Origin of the sequence: Niallia taxi, from assembly GCF_004005475.1 — a bacterium.
Classification (GTDB): domain Bacteria; phylum Bacillota; class Bacilli; order Bacillales; family Cytobacillaceae; genus Niallia; species Niallia taxi.
On sequence record NZ_RZTZ01000019.1, the window covers coordinates 1 to 18,027 of the forward strand.

General features: G+C 36.8%; 16 protein-coding genes. 4 read left to right on the forward strand and 12 right to left on the reverse strand.

The features are described 5' to 3' along the window. Window positions 1–1,141 precede the first annotated feature (1,141 nt). Both EM808_RS25245 and pdxR read right to left on the reverse strand, forming a co-directional pair. Window positions 1,142–1,564, reverse strand: a complete 423-nt coding sequence (locus EM808_RS25245) for a cytidine deaminase (RefSeq protein WP_127742080.1) — start codon at window positions 1,562–1,564, stop codon at window positions 1,142–1,144. A 501-nt stretch (window positions 1,565–2,065) separates the two neighbouring features. After that, window positions 2,066–3,469: a MocR-like pyridoxine biosynthesis transcription factor PdxR gene (gene pdxR, locus EM808_RS25250; RefSeq protein ID WP_127742082.1), complete on the reverse strand. Its 1,404-nt coding sequence runs from the start codon at window positions 3,467–3,469 to the stop codon at window positions 2,066–2,068. A gap of 108 nt (window positions 3,470–3,577) precedes the next feature. On the opposite strand from pdxR, the gene EM808_RS25255 reads away from it, so the two are divergent. Continuing rightward, window positions 3,578–4,018, forward strand: a complete 441-nt coding sequence (locus EM808_RS25255; RefSeq protein ID WP_127742084.1) for a GNAT family N-acetyltransferase — start codon at window positions 3,578–3,580, stop codon at window positions 4,016–4,018. A gap of 280 nt (window positions 4,019–4,298) precedes the next feature. Here the strand turns inward: EM808_RS25255 and EM808_RS25260 are convergent, their stop codons facing one another. Then, window positions 4,299–5,300, reverse strand: a complete 1,002-nt coding sequence (locus EM808_RS25260; RefSeq protein WP_127742086.1) for a quinone oxidoreductase family protein — start codon at window positions 5,298–5,300, stop codon at window positions 4,299–4,301. Window positions 5,301–5,983: 683 nt separating this feature from the next. Between EM808_RS25260 and EM808_RS25265 the strand changes: the two genes are divergently transcribed. Next, window positions 5,984–6,607 (forward strand): DUF1796 family putative cysteine peptidase, encoded by a 624-nt coding sequence (locus EM808_RS25265; RefSeq protein ID WP_127742088.1) that lies wholly within the window; start codon window positions 5,984–5,986, stop codon window positions 6,605–6,607. A gap of 267 nt (window positions 6,608–6,874) precedes the next feature. Here the strand turns inward: EM808_RS25265 and EM808_RS28830 are convergent, their stop codons facing one another. From EM808_RS28830 to EM808_RS25280, 4 genes are all read right to left on the reverse strand, one after another. Then, a complete protein-coding gene (locus EM808_RS28830; protein WP_164849795.1) occupies window positions 6,875–7,048 on the reverse strand; it encodes a hypothetical protein in 174 nt (57 codons plus the stop codon). Window positions 7,049–7,440: 392 nt separating this feature from the next. Beyond that, complete coding sequence (locus EM808_RS25270) at window positions 7,441–8,376, reverse strand: DNA/RNA non-specific endonuclease (protein WP_127742090.1); 936 nt, start codon at window positions 8,374–8,376, stop codon at window positions 7,441–7,443. Window positions 8,377–8,816: 440 nt separating this feature from the next. Continuing rightward, window positions 8,817–9,257, reverse strand: a complete 441-nt coding sequence (locus EM808_RS25275; RefSeq protein WP_127742092.1) for a CoxG family protein — start codon at window positions 9,255–9,257, stop codon at window positions 8,817–8,819. Window positions 9,258–9,682: 425 nt separating this feature from the next. After that, the gene (locus EM808_RS25280) at window positions 9,683–9,961 is read right to left on the reverse strand and encodes a hypothetical protein (protein WP_127742094.1); all 279 of its coding nucleotides are present in this window, start codon (window positions 9,959–9,961) and stop codon (window positions 9,683–9,685) included. 266 nt (window positions 9,962–10,227) lie between these two features. On the opposite strand from EM808_RS25280, the gene EM808_RS25285 reads away from it, so the two are divergent. Continuing rightward, window positions 10,228–10,437, forward strand: coding sequence for a cyclase (locus EM808_RS25285; RefSeq protein WP_127742096.1), 210 nt, complete (start codon window positions 10,228–10,230; stop codon window positions 10,435–10,437). Between the two features lie 117 nt (window positions 10,438–10,554). Here EM808_RS25285 and EM808_RS25290 read toward each other — a convergent pair whose 3' ends face one another. The 5 genes from EM808_RS25290 to EM808_RS25310 form a co-directional block, all read right to left on the reverse strand. After that, the gene (locus EM808_RS25290; protein ID WP_268926537.1) at window positions 10,555–12,651 is read right to left on the reverse strand and encodes a bifunctional aldolase/short-chain dehydrogenase; all 2,097 of its coding nucleotides are present in this window, start codon (window positions 12,649–12,651) and stop codon (window positions 10,555–10,557) included. Window positions 12,652–12,733: 82 nt separating this feature from the next. Next, the gene (locus tag EM808_RS25295; RefSeq protein ID WP_127742101.1) at window positions 12,734–13,450 is read right to left on the reverse strand and encodes a LutC/YkgG family protein; all 717 of its coding nucleotides are present in this window, start codon (window positions 13,448–13,450) and stop codon (window positions 12,734–12,736) included. A gap of 1 nt (window position 13,451) precedes the next feature. Beyond that, complete coding sequence (locus EM808_RS25300; protein WP_127742102.1) at window positions 13,452–14,879, reverse strand: LutB/LldF family L-lactate oxidation iron-sulfur protein; 1,428 nt, start codon at window positions 14,877–14,879, stop codon at window positions 13,452–13,454. After that, window positions 14,860–15,603: a (Fe-S)-binding protein gene (locus EM808_RS25305; protein WP_127742104.1), complete on the reverse strand. Its 744-nt coding sequence runs from the start codon at window positions 15,601–15,603 to the stop codon at window positions 14,860–14,862. The genes EM808_RS25300 and EM808_RS25305 overlap by 20 nt, the downstream gene beginning before the upstream one ends. 219 nt (window positions 15,604–15,822) lie before the next feature. After that, a complete protein-coding gene (locus EM808_RS25310) occupies window positions 15,823–16,872 on the reverse strand; it encodes an LLM class flavin-dependent oxidoreductase (protein ID WP_127742106.1) in 1,050 nt (349 codons plus the stop codon). A gap of 255 nt (window positions 16,873–17,127) precedes the next feature. On the opposite strand from EM808_RS25310, the gene EM808_RS25315 reads away from it, so the two are divergent. Further along, window positions 17,128–17,946 carry a MurR/RpiR family transcriptional regulator gene (locus tag EM808_RS25315; protein ID WP_268926536.1) on the forward strand — a complete coding sequence of 273 codons (819 nt, stop codon included), beginning with the start codon at window positions 17,128–17,130 and terminating at the stop codon, window positions 17,944–17,946. Window positions 17,947–18,027: the final 81 nt, after the last annotated feature.

Here is an 18,027-nt window from a genome sequence, read left to right on the forward strand (position 1 = left end):
ATTTGCTTTTTAAACTCGGGCGTGAAAGTACGGCGTTCTCGTTTTGTCATAGTGGGTTCTCCTCATCTGTTTTAGATCAAGTGTACGTGACCTTAATTTTTCTGTCCAGATAAGTGTAGACGCTCCAATGTTCCTTTGGCTATTATTCAGATATTGGTGTTTCTGCTTGTCTTTTTAGTCATAAATCTATTATCAAAGCACCTTTGGAAAAAAAATAGTTTAAATACTTCCTATATATTTATGTTTATTATAGGAGCCATAATTTTGTTTTTTTCTGATAAGCCAAGTAATTTCCATGAGTTTTTAAGGGCTAATTTCCTTGGTTTATTACTTGTTGTAACATCTTTTTTTAGTTTATTAAGAATCCGAATTAAAGAAACAAAAGAGTAATAAAAAACAAGAGCTAAATAATAATAAGTAGGAATGATTGCTACTAAGACATTTTTAGTAAGTTTATTGAGGAGTGTTCACTTAATAAACCTGGTACTTTTGTAGAATTGTTTCCAAGAACAGGTACCAGGTTATATTTTGTTGACTTTATAATCGAACAAGGTGATATATTATCTTAATTAGTTATAGTCTCCTCCACTAACCTGTTTAACATATAAAGCCTGTCATATTAGTCGAAGCTATGCTTCCAGTTATTAATCTGATGAATTAACATTGTAAATACTAAGTATTTAATTATTTAACTTTCATCTTATTTTCCTACAAACATAAATCATCTCGTAACTGTCATTTGTAATAGGTGTCTCATTCCAATCACTATATAGGTGTAGAATTTCAAACCCAAAAGCGAATAAAAGTCTTTCCATCTCTTGTGGAAATACATATCTCAGGCTAATATTTGTCCTTTTTTCTTTAATAATGTCCCCCGCATTATCTTTGTATTTTCTAATAGTTGTATAGTGTTGAATTTGTTTTAGAGAGTCATATTCACTAATCGTAAACAGATGATCAACAGTATTTAATGTTTCATTGTCCGTATATGATCTCCAATACTCCTCTGTACTTGGTTGTAGCAATTCTTCAACACTAGGAAACCGAGTATTGAAAATGAATAAACCTTCAACCTCTAAAGACTTAACTAAGTAATAATCATTTTGTTTAATTCGGAATTCGAAAACACTTCAACAACCCTTTAATTACGTGAATATTTAAGGGGAATGAGTTCACTAATCATAATTTTTACTAACTCGCCATTTAATTCAAGCAATACAAAACAATCAGGTGCGTAATCTGAAATTAACTCACGACATATACCACACGGACTTTCCACCTTTATCCTTCTATCTACTTCATCAGAGTAAGGATGTCTGACAGCAACAATCGTGTCAAAATTTTTCTGTCCATTTGAAATTGCACTGCCGATAGCAATTGCTTCTGCACATACCGTCACTCGCCCAATATATGCTTCAATATGTACGGCAGAAGTAATCTCTCCAGATTTCGTACGAATGGCAGCTCCCACATGATGTTTATCGTCTTCGTAAAGCATTGTTATTTTCCTTGTTGCTATTTCTACTAATTCAATATCTTGTTTAGTTACATTAAAAGTCTTCATATAAGCTCCTCTTTCTAAAAAAAATCCTCATCATAGCTTTGCCGATTCTTCTTTCTTGAAGATACCCACTAATAACATTCCAAGCCCTATAATAAAGATAATAGGGAAAATATATAACATGATTAAAGCAGCCCATCCGTTAGCGGCAATAACTGCATAACTTAAACCAATTGCAAATGAAAATAGGAAATTACCTTTTTCCTACTAAGCTGATATGTTTGGGCAAAAGATAGTACTGTGCTTCAGCTTACGCCCCAAAAGAAAGATGTTCAATAACTTTTAAAAATCCAAGTTTTTCTCTACTTCTTCTGTTCCAAAATCGAATATTATTTCGGAACCCCCCCTTATTATGGAACAAAACTCTACACCAAACATGCCAAAACAGGTCTGAAGAGACATAGAAAAACAGGAGCATAATTCCCTAAATAAAAACTTCCTAAATTGTATGTTGTCTCTTTTTTCCAGTTCTATTTTAGGAACATGCCTTATTTGTTAAAATCGTTAGTCTATCTGCCAAGCTTTTTTTAACAACTGAATTCCTATATCTATCTGTGTTTCCGATAAACCTCCGAATCCCAATAACACACTCGAATTAACATTGATACCATTTTCATAATAAACAGATAAAGGATATACTTTTACTCCTTCTTTTAATGCTCTATCTACAAGCTCCTTTTCTTGCCAGCTTTTATCTACCTGAAGTATAAGGTGAAGACCTGATTTTTCTCCTATTACTTTCACTTTATTGTTCAGATGCTTATTAATGGAATCCATTAGGAAAAAATGCTTTTTACGATAGAGCGTTCTCATTTTATTTAAATGACTTTGCCAATAACCCTCTTTCATAAAACGATATAACGTATCTTGATGAAGGCGAGAAACTGTTTGTTTATACAGCAATAGATTTTCTTGATATTTTTTCAGTAATCTTGGCGGAAGCACCATATAACTAATTCGAATAGAAGGTATTAATGCTTTAGAGAATGTACCCATATAGACTACATGTCCTAATTTATCTAGTCCTTGTAAAGAAGGAATTGGCTTACCCTCATAACGATATTCACCATCATAGTCATCTTCAATAATATAGCCGTCATTAGACTGGGCCCATTTTAACAATTCAAGCCTGCGGTTTAGAGGCATAATCATTCCAATTGGAAACTGATGCGATGGTGTGACATAAACTACAGACGCTCCACTATATATTAGTTGCTCTATATTAATACCTTCGTTATCTAAGGGAATTGCTATAGTAGCTTTTCCCAAATCTTGCAGGAGCTTTTTGGTACGATGAAATCCAGGATTCTCTAATCCATATAATATTTCCTTATCGATTAAAAGGGAAAGTAATGTTATTAAAACCTGCGTACCAGCTCCAATTACAATCTGTTCCGGAGAACATTTAACACCTCTAGACATAAATAAATAGTTTGCTATTTCTTCCCTTAATAATAACTCACCTTGAGGGTTCCCTATATTCAATAGCTCACCTTGATCCTCATATAAAGATTGAATAGATAAGTTTTTCCAAAAGGAATAAGGGAAATGTTCTAAATCCACTTTACCTGAATTAAAATCAAACTCAATATTTATACTTTTTTCACAACTAGATAACTGGCTTTTGTCATTGTCAATGAATTCATGAGGTAGTTCGTCCTCTAAAACTTTTATATACAAACCTTTTCGAAGTTTACTATCCACAAGTCCTTCTGATATCAATTGCTCATATGCATTCTGGATTGTATTTATACTAAGCCCTAAATGATCAGCTAATTTTCTTTTAGATGGTAATTTTTCTCCTGGTTTTATCCTTTTTGAATAGATTTCTTGTTTTATGTAGTTGGATAATTGTATATAGAGTGGAGATTTATGTTCACTTTCTAATAAAGGTGTAATTTCAATCATTTTTTTCCCTCCACACTAACTGGTTCCTCTAACTTTGCTTAATCTGATACTTTTGATTATATCAGGTTATGATTTAATATTAATAAAAATCATAAAGGGGCTAGGAACATGACACATCAATCGTATGAAATTAGAGAATTAGAAAACGAACAAGAATGGATTCAAGCCTTCTCCATAATTAAACAATTAAGAACCCAACTAGATGAGGATAGTTACCTAGAATTAGTTAAGGAGGCAACGCAAAAGGAAAATTACAAAATGGCTGCTTTATTTATTAATAGTAAGATGATTGCTGTAACAGGCTTTATGCCTATGATAACTCTGTATAATGGCAGGTTTACGTGGGTTTGTGATTTAGTCACTGATAATTCCTATCGTTCAAAAGGATACGGAGAAGCACTTATTGAGTATGTTCAGAATTGGTCAAAGGAAAATGGTTTTGATATCGTCTCTCTCTCTTCCGGATTACAACGCAAAGATGCTCACCGCTTCTATGAGCAAAAAATGGGATACAATAAAACTAGTTATGTATATTTGAAAAGAGTATAAAAAAATAAATAAGTCTTCGTCATTGAAGTCTTTTTCAAACATTAAAAACGCCCTTCTACAACTCCCAAATTCGCAGTATTTGCTCATTTAATGCATGTGAACAAGTATTTAGCAGATTTATAGAATGATAATAAGAATTTTCCACAATATGTATTCCATAAAAATGAAATTCTTCAATTAATCTTAAATTAAATAGGCAAATTACGTTGATAAATTAGCAACGTAATTTGCCTATTTTCATTCATTATCACTAAAAAACTATTTTTAAATGAAGGATTCATTAATCTTGTGGAATGGACAAAATGATTTTCCCTAAGTTTTCTCCCTTTTCCAATCTCCATAGTGCCTCGGTTGCTTCCTCCAGTGAAAAGGTTTTGTCCAAAATAGGACGAATTTTGTGTTTTTCCACAAACTTGACCATATCAGCAAAATCTTGTGAACTCCCCATCGTTGAGCCTATCACTGAAATTTCTTTTACAGTCATACTTGGCAAAAGGAGATTTGGTACTGGTCCTCTTGTCGCTCCGAAGCTAACGATTCGGCTTCCAATCTTACCAAGTGACACCAGTGTTTTAAATACTTCCCCGCCAATACTGTCGATGGATAGATCAATGCCGCCAGTTAATTTCTGCAATTCCTCTGACCAATCATCTGATGTGTAGTTGACACCTCCGGTTGCACCAAAGAGTTTTGCTTCTTCAATTTTTTCTTCTTTGCTTGATGTTACATAAACATCTGCACCGAGTGCGGATGCAAACTGAACGAGATAGGTGGCTACTCCGCCGCCAACTCCAGGGATCAGCACGGTTTCACCTTTTTTTACTCTACCCTTTGTTACGAGTGCACGGTAGGCGGTCAAACCAGCAAGCGGGAGCGCTGCCGCTTCTTCCCATGATAAATGGGACGGTTTTGAATAAATATTTTCTGCTGGCACCTTCACATATTGAGCATATGTTCCGTCAGTAGGATTTCCAAGAATGGAGAAATCAGCTCGTTTTTTGTTCCTATCATTGCCCCAATGCAGACCGGGATTGATAATCACTTCCTCCCCGTTTCTGACATTATTAACTTCATCACCAACTGCAATAACTACCCCTGCACCATCGGAGCCTGGAATAGCAGGCAACTGCATACCAGGATACCGCCCTTGTACGACCATCAAATCTCGTCGATTAAGAGCTGCAGCTCGTAATTGGACCACGACTTCTTTCGAACCGGGATTAGGTGTTTCTTTCTCTTCCAGCTTCAGCTTGTTTGCTTCTCTTAATATCATTGCTTTCATATGAATTGACCCATTCCTTTCGTCTTTAGCTCAAGTTATAAAATTTTCGTGTCTATCTTTTTCCATTGCGGTTATATCACCTTGACTTAATTCGATGTCAAAGAAATGGAAGTTTTCTTCTTTTTGTGTGTAGACTTCGTTCATTTATTAACATACAACCTTCGGGTAACACGAAGTCAATAATTTTTAATAGTTTTTTCATTTACTCATGAGAGGTTTTACAAATTAGGTATTCAACGTACTATTGAACATATCATCTTCGAGTAACACGAAGTCAATAAATTAATTTATTAAAATGTGGTATGTCAGTGAAAGAAATTCAAAAGATATTTAGAGCTAAGTTTGAAAGGAGATACACCAATCGAGGAACGTTATGAAATAATCCGAAAGCAAAAAGAGGCGGTTTTTTAATCAATTAGAAGAAGTTAAATTAATAAAATTAAGAACTTTCCGTTCCACAACAAAAACAAATATTCCTTGTAAAACTTTTACATAAAAAAAAGGACTTTGCTGTTAACTAAAGAAAGCCTGTTAATTTAACAATCAACGGAGGGATAATGATTGCCCTTTTTTTTAAAATTATACATACGTCCACCCCCCTTTTTTATTATTAACATCTAATATAGAAGGTTGTACCATTTTTTATCAAAAAAATTTACATTTCTTAGTAAGGGGAAGAACAGATGAAATTAGATGAAATTAAGGGACAATATGACGCTATCTTTAGTCTGGGTGAGAATTGTATTCCTGCTTTAAAATTAAGAAAGTTTAACTTAAGGCAAATAGCGGGTCCTTTTGATTGGGTAGGAACACCAAAACTTAAAAATGTAAGCGTTTTAATAAGTACCGACTTTGCTGATTTTTTAAACCTAAGTAATTTAATAGTTCCACAGTACGCATCTGAAGAAGATGTCCTTGTTGTTGATTCCGTAAATCACATATCCTTTAATCACGATTTTAAAACAGATGTTAATACATTAACTAATCTTCCCAGCTTACCACAAGTACAAGAAAAGTATTCCATCCGTATCAATCGGTTTATCGATACGCTTACCACCTCTCAGCGTTTACTATTTATTAGAACGAATGCAACAATAGCAGACATATTGGAGTTAGAAAGAATATTGTCTCAAAAGGTTAAAAATCAATATTCTATCCTTGTGGTTAACCATACATCTGTCAATAAATTACTAGAAGTAGATTGGAATATAAATAATGTATGTTCTATCGAGTTGCCAAATGAAGAAATTTGGGAAGGAAATGACGGTTGGTGGGAAAGTATTTTTCAAGGGATAACCTTAGCTTAAAAACCTTTCCAAAATACGCTGCTGAAAATAATAGGAAGTTTTTCATTGTATCTTCCATAATACCCAAACTAAAGGTAGACCTTTTTACTTTAATTTATTAAGTAATCTAGGACAGTAAACAGCCCCTCTACATAGAAGGGTAGAAAACATTCATATAAAAGAAATAATTATTAATAATAGATTATGCTTTTAAAATAAATGGTACGTGGTCTTTGGATATAACAACACCTCCCAACTTGTTGGCAAGTAGGAGGTGTATATTACTCGTTAATTAGTATGGATAATTATTTTTACTTTATAGAAGTTTTGCAATGTACCATGTATACCGTATAATGCTAATAATATTAAATACAGCATCATAACAGTAGCAATTTCCCTTGTAAAAAATGCAATCACAGCAATCAAAAGGATTGAAAAAGTATGTAGCAATTTGTTGTTCATAGAAGACCTCAGTATATATATTTAATCCTGTTTATTTTACGATAATAAGTCTAGGTTTTAATTTTTATTTTTTCATCTGTTGAATCTATTAATGATAGGAAGGCTTACCAGACCCTTTAATCTAATGAGGATGTAGCATTAGTTTATTTATTTAAACGAAAACGTATTTTTTCTTTAAAAAGGACACCATTACTCAACTAAGCTATTTAGGGTACAATTCCTTCCTCAACGAAACTACTCAGCTAGACCAAAAGCAAAAAAAGAGCATTAATCCTGTCTTTCTGGATTAATGCTCCCGGTTGTGAAAAATAATTATATAAAAAATCTAGATGATATAAACATTTTTGTTGTTCTTTTAATACACGAAATGAGGTCACAAAGTTTCTAGGCTATTACTCACCTACCAAACCATCATTATCAGCATCGTGCATATAGGGGTATAACCAATGATCCCTCGTTATTGGCATACTGTAACCTGCTTCTTTGGCTTCTTTAATTGTCACCTGTCCATTTCCGTTTGTATCAACACTAGAAATATCACCGTCGTTTGTGTTTGAACTAGTTGAATCACGTGACTCGCTGCCTGTGAGACCGAGTGATGCGTTTACTTCATCAGGGTTCACATTATCAAATGTATCAACAATCTCTTTTCCCAGTAAAGTATAGGTATACTGATAACTTGATGGAATCTGCGTTTTCGTATCCGGATATGTGATTATTGCCTCAAAATTAGTGGCTCCACCTGCCTTACGAATCGCGTCTTCCATATAAGCCTGATCACCATGTCGGTTAAGAGTACTATTTTGTGGAGTAATATTGTACGCATTTGATACCCCTCCAAGGGAGTCAGCAATGATATGTCCTTCATCTAAAACATCACTTTCGACACCAGGAACCTTTGCCTCATCAGGGTAGTATCTGCCAGAAGATAATACTGGTTCGTTATTGTCATCTTGTAAAATAATTTCATCAGCAATGACACGAACTAGTTGTCCGTATTTATTTGTAAATGCCCAATATTCACGGGTCCCATAACCAATGTCAACCACGACATTAGGTTCACGAATTCCAGACAAATCACCACCATCAACTTCAATAAGTTTGTAACCTGAGAAAAGTTCCTTAATAGGTTGGGTTGGTGTTTCTTTTTCTACTGTATCATCAGCCGCCGTTGTGACCGTTTCTTCTTTTTCACTATTTTTATTTGCATTGTCTGTGGCTACTTCTTGTAAATCTGTTTCTTTGATGGATGCATCTTCTAAGTTGCTACAACCAACAATAAAGATGGCCGTTAAAAGTAAGATTAAATAGTTCAGTTTCTTTTTCAATTCAGGACTCTCCTATTATCAATTCAAATTTGTCGCTCTAAAAATTTTTGATCCATATTAGAACATACCGAAAACACCTAATTCACTTTTCAAATAGGTATTGAACTGGCATATTCACCTTGCTAATAGGATAATTATAAAAGGGATATTCTTCACAATTTTGATCCAATTAACCGCCTTATAACATTTCTATAATTTCATATCTGAAAGCACCATGCACCTACTATAAATTTTAACTTAAATCAATTATACCTTTAAATTAGCATAATAGCTTATTACACTTCTTGCCAATTTAGTAGCATAAGAACAGTGATTCTGAAAAAAAAGAGGCCATCCTTTTTTTGGACAGCCCCCTTTTCCGCCAATTATAAATTTCTAGTAGAGCTCGACATTATTAAAGAAGGTATCACCAAAATAAATTGGCTTTCAGTCATTAAAAACTATGAGAATACGGCGATTTTGCGTGCGATAGATTCTGTTAAACGAGATGCTACCTTTGGAACAGCCAATTTAATAATTGGTGTTAATACTGCACCTGATAATCCGCCTGCATGGATTTCCACCGTACAAGTCATCATTGTTTTACCATTAACATCTTCCGCAGTAAAGCGTCCGCTCCCTGTAAAATTATCTGATAGACCTTTTAGATTAAATTTAATATTTGAAGGTTCATTCCATTCAGTAATATCTACCTGTGCTTGTATAGTTTTTTTAATACCCTTCAAACTACCTTCAAATGTCCAAATCGATTGCTTGTCATTTATGATTTCATGTTCTTTATAGGCTGGTACTGCCGTTGCCCATTTTTCAAGATCACTGACATAATCCCAAACTGCTTGTACATCTACTGGAACTACTACACTATGCGTTCCCGTTGCCATTATGATCCCCACCTTCATTATGTATGAATTGTAACCTTACATTTCTACAAATTAATTATTACATAAACAAGCAAAAACTTACACTATTAGTTTTATAACACTTTCTTTCTCCTAATGACCCAATTATTTGTAAATTAAATTTTTCGTAACTTCCACGAACCGCACATCCAATGAAATAACAGGGCTAATTTTTTTAAACTACTTTAATGGCAGCTGGATATCCGTTTCTGATGCATTTGTAGCAATACGACAACTACTTTCGTCGTTTCTCTGCTAGCATTTGTTGATATATTAGCTAAATCCTTGAAACTAAATTTATTTAACAGTTCTCACGTATTCAACTATGTTCCACCAATTATTAATCTTACAAATTCTCAGCAGAATTAATCATCCCTAACCAATTTGAAGATTTTTTTCTTAAATAATCATAAAAAGTTTTGTACTAACCTGTCCGTTTGAAATATAAGAAAAGGATTAGATAAAATGACACCAAAGAAGCTGGCAAGCCCAATAATGATGAATAATAAAATCCCTGGAATCAAAAAGCTTTGAAATGGAGACTCCGCTAACAGCTCATCCGACATTCCTAACGTACTACCATTAGGTTTGAAAACTAATCCTATGCCTGTAGCAACGGCAGATATTCCTACAAGCAATAGTATTGTACCAATCCAATTATAAAACCCTGTTCTTTTATTCCTCAACTTTCCACATCTCCTTTCTATGTGAGTACATGGAAGTAAAATCCTCTCCCTTTATTTTACTATCAAGAGACTGTAACAAATTTGTATATACTGTGAATTAAAGTTGCTTACTTAAGAAATGTAAATTTTTAATCACGTCAAAACAGCAAAACTTTTCGAGACATTATTTATGTCGCAATCGGGACTTAGTGCAAGATGGTCATTGTTTCATATCATATGAATATATATAGTATCAACCAAAAATTAACTTAAGGTGGATATAAATAATGGATAAGAGAGTCCAATTTGACTTTGAAATTGATTTCACTAACGGCGGAGGTTTACAGGGACAGGGTTTTCGTCTTGACATTAATGATGACGACATTTCTGATGGTGATTTAGCGAAGTATATCGTAGAAGATATGAGGTTGCTAATGGTTGGGAAAGTCCGGATTTTCAACAAAAAAATAATTAAGGAAAAACACAAGCGGAAATAAGAATCAGATTCCATAAAAAGGAATTCATCTTTCAAATAGCTTGATGTCAGCAACCTCTTAGCTATGACTATAATACAAATTAAATAGGAGGACATGTTTTATGTCCTCCTAAGCTTGTTATCTAGTAAATGCTGCTGGTACTCCGCCGTCGACTGTAATCATGCAGCCTGTCGTTTTCTCTGCTTTTGAGGAAGCGAAGTAACTGATTGCTTCTGCTATGTCTTTTGGATAGATGTTGACAAGCAATGTTGTGCGTTTGCGGTAATGATCTTCTAATTGGTCTGGTTCTATGCCATATGCTGCGGCTCTCTCTTCGCGCCATCTTGATCCCCAAATGGCAGAGCCTTGCAGCACAGCATCTGGCAGGACAGAGTTTACGCGGATTCCAAATTCTCCGCCTTCTGCTGCGATGCAGCGGGCTAGATGTGTTTCCATTGCTTTAACTGCACTGTATGCTGCGGCGTTTTTGCCTGCATAAACGGAGTTTTTCGAGCCAATGAACACCATGCTTCCGCCAAGTGCCTGTTCCTTCATCTGTTTGAATGCTTCTCTTGCAACAAGGAAATAGCCTGTTCCAAGTACATTCATGTTTAAGTTCCACTCTTGTAAGGTTGTTTCATCAAACGGACTGGATGTCGCTAATCCAGCGTTGTTGACAATGATATCAACACCTCCGAAAGTAAGTGCTGTTTTTTTGTATGCCTCTTGAACTGCTTGTTCACTTGTAACATCCATCTTAACTGCAAGCGCACGCTCTTCCCCATACAGTTCGTTAATTTCTGCAGCAATTTTTTCAGCACCCTCTAAATTCAAGTCTGCCAACACTACATGTGCGCCTTCTGACGCTAACAGTCTGCAAGTCTCACTGCCGATTCCGCCTGCTCCACCCGTTACAAAGGCTACTTTTCTTGAAAACTCTGCCTCTTTTGGAGCAAGTGACAATTTGTACAGCTCTAATGGCCAGTATTCTACATTAAACGATTCATTTTCATTTAAAGAAACAAATTCTCCTAATGCTGTTGCGCCTTTCATTACTGCAATTGCTCGATGGTAAAGGGCTCCGCTAACTTTGGACATGGCCACATTTTTGCCTGTATTAATCATTCCGATGCCTGGAATTAAGATAACACGGGGAGCTGTTTCGAATATTTGGTCGCCTTCGTTTTTATTTCGGTCAAAATAGGCAATATAGGCTTGTTTAAATGCTGCAATCCCTTTTTTCACTTCTTCTTTTAACAGCCCAATATCTTTTGTTGATGGATCCCATTCCACATACAGTGGAACCATCTTCGTATGAACTAAGTGATCAGGACATGCTGCTCCTACCTGTGATAAGCTCTTTACATCATGACTGTTCACAAACTCAAGGACATCTTCTCCTCTGTCGTAAGTCAAAAGCATCTTTTTCTCTTCACTGACAGCACCGCGAATAATTGGCATGATTGCCGCAAGAATTTCTTCTGCGTCTGCATTGCTTAAGGCTTCATATTTAGCGCCGCCGAATACTTGATTAGTTTCTATCTTCCTATTAATATAGGACTCTGCTTCATTAATAATCGCAATTGTTTTTTCATAGCTTTCCTTTGCTGTATCTCCCCAGACAACAAGACCATGCTTCTCCATCAACACTAATTCTGCATTGGGATTATTTTTCACACCTTCTGCAATCATTTTAGATAATGTAAAGCCAGGACGAATGTACGGTACCCACACAAAACGGTTGCCATATATTTCTTCCGCGATTTGCTTGCCATTATCAGCACAGCACAGGCTGATAATCGCATCAGGATGTGTGTGATCGACATGTTTAAATGGCAGGAATGCATGTAATAATGTTTCAATTGATGCACGAGGATGCTTGCTGTCAATCATGCAATGTGACAAGTATTCTACCATTTCCTCATCAGGCATTTCGGCTTTTTCCAAAAGCGGGCGGATGTCGTCAAGATTCAAACCTGTGAAGTTATGCGCTTTCATTGTTGCTAGATCTGAACCGCTTCCCTTCACCCACATCACTTCTACATCACGTCCTCTAAAATCCTTAACCGTCGTCTTCATAGAAGTGTTTCCGCCGCCCCAGTTGCAAACAGCACGGTCTGTGCCGATTAAATTAGAACGGTATACTAGCTCATCCAAACCTTGTGCTAATTTTGCTGCCTGTTCTTCCTGCCATAAACTTTTCACCATTTTTGTTTTCCTCCGTTTATCTTTAATTATGTTTGTTTTATCTGATTTTATTATAACTTATGTTTGTTTATTTTGTATATATTTTTGTTTTATTTTTATTTAGTTTTATTTATTTGTCTTTTACAAGGATATATGTGGCTTTAATTGGTCCGTGGACACCGACAATGAGATTAAGCTCTATATCGGCACTATTGCTTGGTCCTGTAATGAAATCAATGCAGCTTGCAATCTCTTGTCCCTCTGAAACTAGCTTAGAAATAGCGGTTGCTGCCTGCGTCATTCGTGGCACTATCGTGCTTTGTGGCACAATCGCAATAAATGTTTTCGGAAGCAAGCTAACAGATCTGCCTTTATTGCGATTACTAAAAAGCAGCACAGTACCAGATTCCGCTAGCGTCATATCACTAATTGTGATACCTACATCAGCCTGTTCTGCTGCTACTATATTCTCTGCCGTTTTTGTATGATCCCAAATATAACTGCTTATTCCATCCTCTTCCCATTTTTTGCGCATATTTGCATTAAAGCCATACTCTAAAAAGCGGGAGTCATCATATGTAATGACTGTTTTCAGCTGTTCACTTTTCAGGATATTTGCCATTGTGTCTGTTACCTCGTTTGCTTGCACTTCTAAAAACTGCGTATGAATAACCTCACACTGTTTTTTCAGCACAGCAGCAAGCTCATGTTGATTTGCGTCCTTTAAGACATTCCACTGTGGATTATGCTTCCAGACAGGTTTTGTGGTTGCGGTTTTTCTCGTCCGCTGCAGCTTATGTGCGACATGGTCCAAAAATGAATCTCTGTTCATGATATTACCGGCCATTTTACTGCTCCTCCTGCTGTTGTTTTTGTTTATACCAATCTCGGAATCTTTGTTTGCTTGGTGCTGGCAAATCACGCGTATCTGTCCATAGCTTTACAGGTCCTGGACCGCTTTTAATACTGTTATCCTTTGTAATTGGCTTTAAGACTGCTGGTGCTGACTTTGTGCCTGCCTTATAGACACTTGGGTGCTTAACAGCAAACTCATACCCCTTCATTGCCAGCTTTTCAGCCATTGGTGCTTTCTTCTCATCCTCGACGATTTTCCGGCGGTGCTTAATCAGCAATTCATGGAGCGGAATCTTGACAGGGCAAGCATCTGTACATGCAGCACATAGAGAAGAGGCATATGGCAGCTCTTTATAGTCATCATATCCGCCTAGTAATGGGGTCAGCACTGCTCCAATTGGACCAGGATAAATCGAACCATATGAATGACCGCCAATATGACGATAAACTGGGCAAACATTAATGCACGCGGCACATCTTATACAATGAAGTGCACTTTGAAACTCTGTTCCAAGAATATTAGATCTTCCATTATCGACAATCACCAAGTGAAATTCCTCTGGACCATCCACATCAAAAGCTTCCTTTGGACCAGTTAATCCAGTGATATAGCTAGTGAGCTTTTGCCCGACAGAGCTTCGGCATAGCAGACTGACAAGAACATCGAGCTCCTCCCACGAAGGCACAATTCGTTCCATCCCCATAACCGTAATTTGTGTTTTGGGAAGCGCCGTAACTAGGCCTGCATTTCCTTCATTTGTGACAAGGCAAACTGTTCCCGCATCTGCTACTGCAAAATTGCAGCCTGTAATGCCTAAATCAGCTGAAAGGAATTCCTGTCTCAGCTGTTCTCTTGCAAATAGAGCTAATTCTTCTGGTACCTCTGTTTTTTGATAGCCTTTCTTTTCTTTGAATGTGTCGCGGATTTGTTCTTTATTTTTATGCAGTGCAGGTACAACAATATGGGAGGGTGGATCATGATCATCAAGCTGGAGAATATATTCGCCTAAGTCTGTTTCAATAACTTCACAGCCCGCTGATTCAAGCGTTTCATTCAAGTTGATTTCCTCTGTCACCATTGACTTTGATTTGACGATTTTTTTGGCTTGCTTTTTTTCGACAACATTTTTAATGTATTCTGTTGCTTCCTCTTTCGTTTTTGCGAAAAACACATGGCCGCCACGTTTCGCCGTGTTTTCACTAAGTTGTTGTAAATAATAGTCCAGATTATCAAGTGTATGTGTGCGGATTTCCTCCCCAAGCTTACGCCACTCTTCCCAATCACCTAATTCTTCAACAGCAGCAAGGCGCTTTCCTTGCATTCTCTCTTGTGCGGATGTAACAGCAGATCTCATAAAGTTATCTTCTAATCCATCGTTAACTCTTATAAAAAATGGCTGATCACCTATTTTCATCGGCATGCTTTTTCACCTCACTATTCAGTACTTCTGCAATATGCATCACTTTAATTGGTTTGTTTTGTCTATTAATATAGCCGCCAATATTCATCAAGCAGCCGCAATCGGCCCCGATTAGGACATCTGCATTTACAGCTTCAACGGAGTCGACCTTTTCTTGAACCATCTGCTCGGAAATTGGTCCCATCTTAACAGAAAATGTTCCTCCGAAGCCGCAGCAATTTTCACTGTTTGGCAAGCTGTTAACCTGTAAACCATCCACATGTGAAAGCAGCTTTAAAGGTGCATCCTTAACTCCAAGCAGCCTTGTCATATGGCAGGAGCGATGATAGGTGGCACACGCAGGCAAACTTGCCTGTACATCCTCGACTTTTAACACGTCAACAATAAATTGGGTCAGTTCATACGATTTGGCTGCAAGCTTCTCCGCCTTTTCCTGCCATGACTTTTCTTCCTTAAAAAGATGGGGATACTCATGGAGCATTGCAACACAGGAGCCAGAAGGAGCGACTACATAATCTGACTGCTCAAATGTCTTAATCATATGCTTAGCTACCTCTTTTGTTTCTTTATGATAACCACTGTTATAGGAAACTTGGCCACAGCATGTTTGCTGCTCTGGAAAATCAACCTCGCAGCCTAGTCTTTCCAATAGCTCTACAGAACTTTTGCCTACATTGGCATAAAACATATCTGCTAAACAAGTTATAAATAATGAGACTTTCATAATTACCTCCTAAAAAACCTCTTCTTGTAAGCCTTTTTCTTGATTCTTTTTCTATTATACTACCATTATGTTGTTTTTTCATCTGTTTTTATTTGTTTTATTGTTTATTTGTTTGTTTTTATTTTTGGATAACTTTATTTTTATTTGTTTCGAATAACTATCGGTAATTTAGATATAAAAAAAACCTGCAAACAGTTAGTTTGCAGGTTAGACATTTTCTTATAGTGTTTTTTCCCATTCTGCGACTTCGCTGCGCACGATTGGCGCTACTTCCTTACCGAGCAATTCAATTGCTTTCATCACATCTTCATGCGGCATACTGCCGACAGGTACATGCAGCATAAATCTTGTAACACCTACATGCTTGCGTAGGTGTATAATTTTGTCTGCAACAGTACGAGGATCTCCAACATATAGAGCCCCTTCAAAGCTTCTTGCGGCATCAAAGCTTGCTCTGCTATAATGGCCCCAGCCTCTTTCCTTGCCAAGAACATTCATGGCCTGTTGTGTGGATGGGAAGAATTTGTCTGCTGCAGTTTCTGTTGTTTCTGCGACAAACCCATGCGAATGTGATGCAACAGCAAGCTTGGCAGGATCATGACCAGCCTGAGCTGCTGCTCGTTTATAAAGCTGTACAAGCGGTGCGAATTGGACAGGGCTTCCGCCAATAATCGCTAAACAAAGCGGAAGTCCAAGAATTCCTGCACGCACAGCAGATTCAGCGTTACCGCCGCTTCCTATCCAGATGGGTAATGGATCTTGAACAGGGCGAGGATAAATCCCTCTGTTATTGATGGAAGGACGATGCTTTCCGCTCCATGTGACCATTTCAGAAGCCTGCAGCTTCAAAAGCAAATCCAGTTTCTCATCAAAAAGCTCATCATAATCTTGTAAATCATTGCCGAACAATGGGAAGGACTCAATAAATGAACCTCTGCCAGCCATAATTTCCGCTCTTCCGTTTGAAATCCCATCAAGCGTGGAGAAATCCTGAAAAACTCTGACAGGATCTGCTGACGACAATACGGTAACTGCACTTGTCAATCTGATTCTGTCTGTTTGTGAAGCTGCTGCTGCAAGGATAACAGCTGGTGAAGATGCTGCATAATCCTTTCGGTGATGCTCACCAACACCAAAGATGTCGAGACCTACCTTATCAGCTAAAACAATCTCCTCGACAACTTCTCTTATTCTTTGAGAATGCGGAGCCGTTTTGCCTGTATTTACATCAGGCGTCGTTTCCACAAATGTACTAATTCCAATTTCCATCCTATTGCCTCCAAATTTCACTTTTTTCGCAAATTATTTTCTTTCCTATATAAACAGTAGTATATCATGAATTCAACTATTTTGACTTAAAGATATTTTTTTACTGAAAAAATAGTGAAATTTCTCCTGTAAAAGGGGTGTTTTCATAAGAAGTTATCCTTTTGCGAACGATAATGAAAATACTTCCTTGTCTTTACCTAAATTGGACTATTTAATATGTTCCCCAATTGATAAGATAAATGTAAAAAAACATAAATGAGGAATGATTATTTCGTGAAAAGCATCGATCACCTTTTTTTCGACTATGCCAGTGAACGGCATTTAACAAACACTGAGAAGGAAATCCTTTTGTTTCTTATCAGAAAAAAATTGGAAAACCAAACATTAAGTATCCGGCTTGCTGCAAATGAACTGTTTGTATCGACAACAACCATCATTCGCCTTTGTAAAAAGCTCGGTTTCAGCGGCTATAGTGAATTTATTTATCATTTAAATTTGAAGGCATCGAAGCTTGTTGAGGACGATGCTGAATACATAGAGGACATCCACCAGCCTTTGATCGAGGCTGTCGAAACATTTAAACAGCATTTTGAACAAACGTTTGATTCATTAAATGAACAAAGCATCGAGCGTTTTATACAGGAAATCAAAGAAAATAACATGATTTATTTTTATGGAGCTGGTTTTTCGACGTTATTTGCAAACTACCTTTCGAAGAAATTCGAGTTATTCGGCTATTATGTATCAAACTCTTCAACTAGTGACAGCAGAGCGATATTTTTAAACAATATTGAAAAATACCGGCTGCTAATCGTCTTTTCCCGCTCTGGGAATACGCAGAAGGTTTTGGAAAAGGTTCAGCTAGCAAATGACAGAGGCTTGACGACGATTCTGTTCACCGGAAATAGTAAAAGTGCGACAGCAGAGGCTGCAGACATTGTGTTCACTGTACTTGATCCTACGATAGAATCGCAGCATGAATTTGAAGTAACTTCTTATGAATCTAATATGTTTATGCTTATCGACCTGCTTTTAGCTTTGGCTGTCAAAAAAGGAATCATCACAGAATATTAACTAATTCTTCTGTAACATGTTACATGTTTGAAAGACAAAGTACAGATGGCGTGAATCCCCTTTCAAAGGAGGGCAGCCGCC

Bases quoted from the DNA above. Each gene is read 5' to 3' on its own strand.
- EM808_RS25245 (WP_127742080.1), bottom strand. From the start codon at position 1,564: ATGAAGACTTTTAATGTAACTAAACAAGATATTGAATTAGTAGAAATA.
- pdxR (WP_127742082.1), bottom strand. From the start codon at position 3,469: ATGATTGAAATTACACCTTTATTAGAAAGTGAACATAAATCTCCACTC.
- EM808_RS25255 (WP_127742084.1), top strand. From the start codon at position 3,578: ATGACACATCAATCGTATGAAATTAGAGAATTAGAAAACGAACAAGAA.
- EM808_RS25260 (WP_127742086.1), bottom strand. From the start codon at position 5,300: ATGAAAGCAATGATATTAAGAGAAGCAAACAAGCTGAAGCTGGAAGAG.
- EM808_RS25265 (WP_127742088.1), top strand. From the start codon at position 5,984: ATGAAATTAGATGAAATTAAGGGACAATATGACGCTATCTTTAGTCTG.
- EM808_RS28830 (WP_164849795.1), bottom strand. From the start codon at position 7,048: ATGAACAACAAATTGCTACATACTTTTTCAATCCTTTTGATTGCTGTG.
- EM808_RS25275 (WP_127742092.1), bottom strand. From the start codon at position 9,257: ATGGCAACGGGAACGCATAGTGTAGTAGTTCCAGTAGATGTACAAGCA.
- EM808_RS25285 (WP_127742096.1), top strand. From the start codon at position 10,228: ATGGATAAGAGAGTCCAATTTGACTTTGAAATTGATTTCACTAACGGC.
- EM808_RS25295 (WP_127742101.1), bottom strand. From the start codon at position 13,450: ATGGCCGGTAATATCATGAACAGAGATTCATTTTTGGACCATGTCGCA.
- EM808_RS25300 (WP_127742102.1), bottom strand. From the start codon at position 14,879: ATGCCGATGAAAATAGGTGATCAGCCATTTTTTATAAGAGTTAACGAT.
- EM808_RS25305 (WP_127742104.1), bottom strand. From the start codon at position 15,603: ATGAAAGTCTCATTATTTATAACTTGTTTAGCAGATATGTTTTATGCC.
- EM808_RS25310 (WP_127742106.1), bottom strand. From the start codon at position 16,872: ATGGAAATTGGAATTAGTACATTTGTGGAAACGACGCCTGATGTAAAT.
- EM808_RS25315 (WP_268926536.1), top strand. From the start codon at position 17,128: ATGAGGAATGATTATTTCGTGAAAAGCATCGATCACCTTTTTTTCGAC.